The organism is Methyloligella sp. GL2 (assembly GCF_013341275.1).
GTDB lineage: Bacteria > Pseudomonadota > Alphaproteobacteria > Rhizobiales > Methyloligellaceae > Methyloligella.
Genome location: NZ_CP054476.1, coordinates 744,549 through 752,500 on the forward strand (window position 1 = coordinate 744,549; position 7,952 = coordinate 752,500).

Annotated in this window: 4 protein-coding genes and 1 pseudogene (1 of these 5 only partly in view); 4 read left to right on the forward strand and 1 reads right to left on the reverse strand. The window is 64.0% G+C overall.

Annotated features, from left to right (window positions below):
* Positions 1 to 11: 11 nt before the first annotated feature.
* From prfA to clpB, 4 genes and pseudogenes are all read left to right on the forward strand, one after another.
* On the forward strand, positions 12 to 1,124 hold the full coding sequence (gene prfA, locus HT051_RS03505; RefSeq protein ID WP_174540754.1) for a peptide chain release factor 1: 1,113 nt from the start codon (positions 12 to 14) through the stop codon (positions 1,122 to 1,124).
* Entirely contained in the window at positions 1,108 to 2,019 is a 912-nt protein-coding gene (gene prmC / locus HT051_RS03510; RefSeq protein WP_174540755.1) for a peptide chain release factor N(5)-glutamine methyltransferase, read from the forward strand. The genes prfA and prmC overlap by 17 nt, the downstream gene beginning before the upstream one ends.
* Before the next feature lie 465 nt (positions 2,020 to 2,484).
* Positions 2,485 to 2,730: pseudogene (locus tag HT051_RS15270) on the forward strand (DUF4167 domain-containing protein); the annotation flags it as partial.
* A 604-nt stretch (positions 2,731 to 3,334) separates the two neighbouring features.
* The gene (gene clpB / locus HT051_RS03520; protein WP_174540756.1) at positions 3,335 to 5,932 is read left to right on the forward strand and encodes an ATP-dependent chaperone ClpB; all 2,598 of its coding nucleotides are present in this window, start codon (positions 3,335 to 3,337) and stop codon (positions 5,930 to 5,932) included.
* Positions 5,933 to 6,409: 477 nt separating this feature from the next.
* On the opposite strand, the gene HT051_RS03525 is transcribed toward clpB, so the two are convergent.
* A protein-coding gene (locus HT051_RS03525; RefSeq protein WP_174540757.1) for a M23 family metallopeptidase crosses the window boundary here: on the reverse strand, positions 6,410 to 7,952 show its 3' portion. It continues 521 nt past the right edge of the window; the window shows 1,543 of its 2,064 coding nt (coding positions 522-2,064); its start codon lies off the right edge, out of view — the gene reads right to left on this strand; the stop codon is at positions 6,410 to 6,412.

Below are 7,952 nucleotides of genomic sequence, written 5' to 3' on the forward strand. Positions count from 1 at the left end.
GGCGTTTTCTCGTGAGTACGATACCGACCGATAAGCTGGATAGGCTCGTCTCCCGTTGGGAGAGCATCCAGTCCACTCTTGCCTCCGCTCCCGATCAGGAGATTTTCGTGCGCCTGTCGCGCGAGTTCGCCGAGCTCGATCCGATCGTGGCGACGATCAGCGAACTGCGCGCCGCGCAGAAGGAGCTGGGCGATCTCAATCAGCTGATCGAAGATCCGGACTCCGATGCGGAGATGGCGGAGATGGCGCGCGAGGAGGCGTCGGAGCTGGAGCCGAAGCTGGAGGAGCTGGAGCATAAGCTCAAGGTGCAGCTTCTGCCGAAGGATGCCGCCGACGAGAAGGATGCGATCCTGGAAGTGCGCGCCGGCACGGGCGGCGAAGAGGCGGCGCTGTTCGCCGGCGACCTGTTCCGCATGTATCAGCGCTATGCCGACAAGCAGGGCTGGAAGGTGCAGATCATGTCGGCGTCCGAATCGGCGACCGGCGGCTACAAGGAAGTGATCGCCGGCATCTCGGGCAAGGGCGTGTTCTCCCGGCTGAAATTCGAATCCGGTGTGCACCGGGTGCAGCGCGTGCCGGAGACCGAAACTCAAGGCCGTATCCATACTTCGGCGGCGACGGTGGCGGTGCTGCCGGAGGCCGAGGATGTCGACGTCGCTATCGAAGACAAGGATCTGCGCATCGACGTGTTCCGGGCCAGCGGGCCGGGCGGCCAGTCGGTGAACACCACGGATAGTGCGGTGCGCATCACGCATATCCCGAGCGGCATCGTGGTGATCCAGCAGGACGAGAAATCCCAGCACAAGAACAAGGCCAAGGCCATGAAGGTGCTGCGCGCGCGGCTGTATGAGGCGGAGCGCATGAAGCTGGAATCGGAACGCGCGGCCAATCGCAAGAGCCAGATCGGTTCGGGCGACCGTTCGCAGCGCATCCGCACCTATAACTTCCCGCAAGGCCGGGTCACCGATCACCGTATCGGGCTGACCTTGCATAAGCTCGATCTGGTGCTGCAGGGCGAAGCGCTGGACGAGATCGTCGATGCGCTGATTACCGAGCATCAAGCCAACCAGCTCTCCGAAATGCAGGACGAGCTGGCGCAGCCCGAACATGCCGTCGAGGGCTGAGACCTTGGCGACGGCCGCGGCGAGTATCCGCGCGGCCTTCTCCGACGGCGCGCGGCGCTTGCGCGAGGCGAAGAATCCGACACCGGAGCTGGACGCCAAGCTGCTGTTGCGGGCGGCAGGCGGGCTGAGCGCCGAAAGCCTGGTGCTGCGGGCCGAAGAGGCCTTGCCGGATGAGGCGGCAGTGCGGTTTGAGCACTATCTCGAACGGCGGCTTTCGGGCGAGCCGGTCTCGCGCATCCTCGGTCTCCGCGAATTCTATGGGCGCGATTTCGCCCTCAACGCAGCAACGCTCGATCCGCGGCCCGATACGGAGGTGGTGGTCGAGGCGGCGCTGGCGCTGTTTGCGGACCGGCAGCCGCCGGCACGCATTCTGGATCTGGGCACGGGAAGCGGCTGTCTGCTGGTCACCCTGCTTGCCGAGTTCGGCGGCGCAAAGGGGATCGGGCTCGATCTCAGCCAAGAGGCGCTGCAGCTAGCGCAAGACAATGCCGAGCGGCTCGGCGTCCGTGCGCGGGCGGATTTCGTGCAAGGCAGCTGGGATGTGCCGCTGCAGGGCAAGTTCGATCTGGTGGTCTCCAACCCGCCCTATATTCCGTCGGCCGATATCGGCGGGCTCGCTCCGGAAGTCCGCGAGCACGATCCTGTTCTGGCGCTGGATGGCGGGGCGGATGGGCTGAATGCGTATCGTGCCATCGCCGCCACCTTGAACGACCGGCTGGCGCCGGACGGCGTCGTGATTTTCGAGATCGGCGTGAGCCAGGACGTGGCGGTAATCGCTCTGCTGCAGGAGGCCGGTCTCGGAATCGATGCGGAGAGATCGATTTGGCGCGATCTCGCCGGGCGGAGCCGTGCAATCGCAGGTTTTAGATCAACTGCGGCTCACGGGCGCAGTTAGGGATCAGGTCAAAAAAGAGCTTGGAAGTGCCGCACCTTCACGCTAGGTTTGAATGCAACGCAAGAACACTCTCGGCCGTAGCGCGATTAGGCGCTGGCTGATCGCAGTGGGAACGAGTGGAAATCTCTTGATCCTCTAAGACCTTAAGTAAAGGCACCCTGCCGTGTGCGGGACGTTCAGGAGACGCTCGACCACCCTTCACGAGATTCGGGGTGCGGAGCTTCTAAAGGCAAATGGATCGCCGCGTGAGCGGCTCCGAAAAATGGCGAACTAGCGCTCAAGAACCATTGCTGGAACGCCGGCCCTGCGCGGGTCATTGCGTGGATTTTCCATGCGAGCCCTGGCTGCTGCGGTCTTCGATGACCGACCATAGGGATCACGATCACAAGAGAAGGAACGGGGTGAACCCGTCCTGTTGGGGAATAGGTCGCGGCGGATGCCGCTAGCAAAGTCTAAAGGGAGCTGATGAGGCAAGGACAGCAGAATAGACGAGGACGCGGCCGCGGCCGGAAGTCCCAGAATCCGTTGGCGCGGAATTACGAGTCCAACGGCCCCGATGTGAAGATCCGCGGCACTGCGGCCCATATCGCCGAGAAATACACCTCGCTTGCGCGCGATGCCCTGGCTTCCGGCGATTCGGTGAGTGCGGAGAGCTATCTGCAGCATGCAGAGCACTACAACCGCATCATCATGGCGGCTCAGACCCAGCAATCGGGCCAGAACGACAACGCGCAAGGCGCCAATGGCGCTTCTTATCGCGGCAAGTCCGGCGATGAGGATGACGGCCGGCAGGACGATGCGCCGCAAAGCGCGCAAGCCGCAGGCGAGAACGAAGGCAGTAAGCCTTCAAAGCCGCGCCGCAGCCGGGAGAAAGCCTCCCGCAGCAACGGCGCCGCCGACGGGGCAGCCCGTGAGGCGAGCCCGGCTGAGAGCCCGAGCGCCGCGCAAGGCGATGGCGAGCAAGAGGCGAGTAGCGCCCCGGCCGCTGCAGCCGTGAGCGGCGAGGAAAACGCTTCCGAAGCGCTGAACTAGGCGACGTTTCCGCCTCAAGACTTCTCCGCCTCAAGATTTGGCCAATCGCGCAGATTTCTGTGCGATTGGCTCTGACGGCCGGCCGGCTTCTGCCCGCCGGGCGCGGCTAGCTATGCTTTGCCGCTTTATCGGTTGCCGCCTTCCTTTGTGACGCGCCCCTCTCTTTGTCTCGGCGCGTGCGGTCCCTATATCCTGCGTTAATAAAACAGCGTTATTTCCAGGACGGCGCGTGTCGCAGCGGCGACATGCCGGCCGTGCCTTTGGCTGAAACAAAGGATTCGCCATGGATATTGAGAAATTTACCGACCGTCTGAAGGGATTCCTGCAGTCGGCGCAGTCGCTCGCCATCCGCGAGGGACATCAGCAGATCACCCCGGAGCATCTTTTGAAGGTTCTCCTCGATGATCCGGAGGGGCTTGCGGGCGGTCTGATCACCCGGGCCGGCGGTTCGCCGAAGGAAGCGCTTGCCGGAACCGAAGCGGCGCTCGACAAGCTGCCGAAGGTTAGCGGCCAGAACGCCCAGACCTTCATGGCGACGGCGACGGCCAAGCTTTTGGATGAGGCCGAGCAGCTGGCCACCAAGGAGGGCGACAGCTTCGTCACCGTGGAGCGGGTGCTGCAGGCGATCGCCGCCTCCAAGGACACCGAAGCGGCTAAGATTTTGAGCAACGCCGGAATCACGCCGGCGACGCTGCGAGCGGCGATCGAGGATCTGCGCAAAGGCCGCACGGCGGATTCCGCCAGCGCCGAGCAGGCCTATGATGCGCTGAAGCGCTATACGCTCGACTTCACCCAAGCCGCCGAGGAAGGCAAGCTCGATCCGGTGATCGGGCGCGACGAGGAGATCCGCCGCACGGTGCAAGTGCTCTCCCGGCGCACCAAGAACAATCCGGTGCTGATCGGCGAGCCCGGCGTCGGCAAGACGGCCATCGTCGAAGGGCTGGCGCGGCGTATCGTCGAAGGCGACGTGCCGGAGAGCCTGAAGGACAAGAAGCTGCTGTCGCTCGACATGGGCGCGCTGATTGCGGGTGCGAAATATCGCGGCGAGTTCGAGGAGCGGCTGAAGGCGCTGCTCTCGGAGATCCAGGCCGCGGAAGGCGCGATCATCCTGTTCATCGACGAGATGCATACGCTGGTCGGCGCCGGCAAGGCGGACGGGGCGATGGATGCCTCGAATCTGCTGAAGCCCGCCCTGGCGCGCGGCGAGCTGCATTGCGTCGGCGCCACCACGCTGGACGAGTACCGCAAGCATGTGGAGAAGGACGCCGCGCTGGCCCGGCGCTTCCAGCCGGTCTTCGTCAACGAGCCGACGGTGGAAGACACCGTCTCGATCCTGCGCGGGCTGAAAGAGAAATACGAGCTGCATCACGGCGTGCGAATCGCCGATAGCGCGCTTGTGACTGCGGCGACGCTTTCCAATCGCTACATCACCGATCGCTTCTTGCCCGATAAGGCCATCGATCTGGTCGACGAGGCCTCGTCGCGGCTGCGCATGCAGGTGGATTCCAAGCCGGAGGAGCTGGACGAGCTCGACCGGCGCATCATCCAGCTGAAGATCGAGCGCGAGGCGCTGAAGAAGGAAACCGATACCGCCTCCAAGGACCGGCTGGAGAAGCTGGAGAAGGAGCTGGCCAATCTGGAGGAAGAGGCTTCCGCCGTCGGCCAGCGCTGGATGGAGGAGAAGGAGAAGCTGCAAGGGGCGCAGAAGCTGAAAGAGCGGCTGGACGCGGCCCGGATCGAGCTCGAGCAGGCCCAGCGCGGCGGCGATCTCGCCAAGGCGGGCGAGCTGGCTTATGGCGTGATTCCGGATCTGGAAGCCAAGCTGAAGGAGATGGAGGAGACCGAGGGCCAGGGCGGCGTCATGGCGCAAGAGGTGGTGACGCCGGATATGGTGGCCCAGGTGGTCTCGCGCTGGACCGGCATTCCCGTCGACAAGATGCTGGAGGGCGAGCGCGAGAAGCTGCTCTCCATGGAAGAAGGCCTGATGAAGCGGGTGGTCGGCCAGGAGGAGGCGGTGACCGCCGTCTCCACCGCGGTGCGCCGCGCGCGGACGGGACTGCAGGATCCGAACCGGCCGATCGGCTCGTTCATCTTCCTCGGGCCCACCGGCGTCGGCAAGACCGAGCTGTCCCGGGCGCTTGCCGAGTTCCTGTTCGACGACGAGCACGCGATCCTGCGCATCGACATGTCGGAATATATGGAGAAGCACTCCGTGGCCCGGCTGATCGGCGCGCCTCCCGGCTATGTCGGCTATGAGGAGGGCGGTGCGCTCACCGAAGCGGTGCGGCGGCGGCCCTATCAGGTGATCCTGTTCGACGAGATCGAGAAGGCGCATCCGGATGTGTTCAACGTGCTGCTGCAGGTGCTGGATGACGGGCGCCTGACCGACGGGCAGGGACGCACGGTCGACTTCCGCAACACGCTGATCATCATGACCTCAAATCTCGGGGCCGAGTATCTGGTCAACCAGCCGGAAGGCGAGGATTCCGACCAGGTGCGCGATCAGGTGATGGAGGTGGTGCGGGCGCATTTCAGGCCCGAATTCCTCAACCGCGTGGACGAGATCATCCTGTTCCACCGGCTGAAGCGGGATCAGATGCGCGCCATCGTCGACATCCAGCTGCAGCGGCTGTTGCAGCTTCTGGCCGACCGCAAGATCACGCTCGATATGGACGACGCGGCGAAGGATTGGCTGGGCGAGAAGGGCTACGATCCGGCCTATGGCGCCCGTCCCCTGAAGCGCGTGATCCAGAAATACGTGCAGGATCCGCTGGCCGAGCTGCTGCTTGCCGGCAAGGTGCATGACGGCGAGACGGTGAAGGTCACGGCTGGCGAAGGCGGGCTGGCGATCAACGGCGAGGCGGTGAAGCAGGCGGCATAATCTTGTCTTCTGCGCTACCGGCCTCTGGCCTACTTGAGCGCTTGATCGTCTGCGCTACCGCGCTCCGCGCTACTTGAGCGCTATGCGCTACCGGCCTCTGGCCGCAGATACGAAACGCGTCGAATGGCCGGGCTTGTCCCGGCCATTTGCTTTTTCAGGGCACCGCGACCCATCGGTTTGTCTGGGACACATGTCAGTCCCTTGCTGCCGAGCGGATTGTCTGATTGCACCTAGCAACGAATCGTGTTCATGCTATGTTCCTAAACCGAAAGGAACTGAAATGGCGACTAACCCTCCTAAGGGAGACGGTCATCGCAACGGCGCGGTGCGAAATCGTTCCCAGTTCAAGAATCCGAAGACGCAGCAATGGGTGAAGCGAGATGCAGATAGCGGTCGCTTCATGGATGTGAAGCAGGACGGCACGAGGTTTAAGGGCGTTCGCCGAGAGCGACCTTAGGGATCTTGCTCTGATCTCGCCTACGGCGAGACGTCGTTGACGTCGGCGACGCGGGTGGTCACCGGATCGAGCTGCATCAGGTGATCGATGCGGGCGCGCTCGTTCTCGAACTCGGCCAGCTCGCGGTCCTGAAGCTGCAGGCCGCGCGGCACCTGGATGGTCATCGGGTTCACGAACTTATTGTTGACCAGCACCTCGAAATGGCAGTGCGGGCCGGTAGAGCGGCCGGTGGAGCCGACATAGCCGATCACCTGGCCCTGCTTCACATGCACGCCGGTATGCAGCCCATCGGCGAATTTCGACATATGGCCGTAGGCGGTCGCGAAGCCGTTGGAGTGGCGGATGCGGACATAGTTGCCGTAAGCGCCGTTGCGGCCGACCGATTCGACGGTGCCGTCGCCGGCGGCGACGATGCCGGTGCCGCGCGGAGCGGCCCAGTCGACGCCGGTATGCATGCGGGTGCCGCCGAGCAGCGGATGGCGGCGATAGCCGAAGCCCGAGCTATAGCGGCCGCCACGCACCGGATTGCGCATCAAGAACTTCTTCGCGCTGTTGCCGGAGGGGTCGTAGTAGTCGACCACGCCGTCCGGGGTGCGGAAGCGGTAGAAGGTGCGGGTGACGTTGTTGACCGTCATCGAGGTGTAGAGCAGCTCGCCGGACGTCTCGTCGTCAGCGGCGTCCTCCGGCACGTCGAAGAAGGCCTCGAAGGTGTCGCCGGAGCGGGTCTTCTGCTTGAAGTCGACGTCATAAGAGTGAACCCGCAGCAATTTGAGGATCGCGCTCTCGGAGAGATGCTGCTTGCGGGCGGCATCGTAGAAGGCGGTGTAGAGGGTGGCGCGGCCGTCCTCGTCTTGCTTCTCCAGCTCCTTTTCCTGCTTCATCTTCTCGATGGCGGCGGTGTCGACATATTCGTCGGAGGCGAGATAGTCGCCGTCCATGGAGCGGGCCACGGTGGCCAGGTGCTTGTCGTCGTCGAACAGGCTGACGCGGACCGGCTCCATATCGCCGGTGTCGCTCGGCGTCGGGACCATGGTGAAGCGGAGCTCCTGCCCGGGCTGCAGCTTCTCCGGGGAGAAGACCGGCTTCATCGCATCGACGATGGCACGGGCCTGGGACGAGCTCGCCCCGGCGTTCTGGATCAGGCTGAGCATGCTGTCGCCGCTCTTCACCTCGATCGCCTTCACCTCGCTGCCGGGCAGCATTGCCGGCTCGTTGTCCGGCTGGTCGACGGTCTTGTTTATCACCGTCAGGTTATGCGGCAGGGAGGCGGTGGGGCCCACCGAATCGGGCCGGTAGGCCACGTTCTGCAGCTTTGGCTGGCCGCCGTCCTCAACATCGCCGCTCATGGCGAAGGGCTTCTTGCTGAAGGCGTAGTTCTGCTCGGCCTCGGCAATCAGCCGAAGCACGTCTTCCCGGCCAAGCTCGATCCCGTCGCTTTCCAGCGCATCGAGCGGCAGGTCGGCAATGTCGGAGGAGTAGCGCTCTTTCGAATCGGCGCTGTCGCCGCCCCCGATGGGGGTGTCGTCGGAATAGAGCTGGAAGGGATTGAAGGGGGGGATCTTG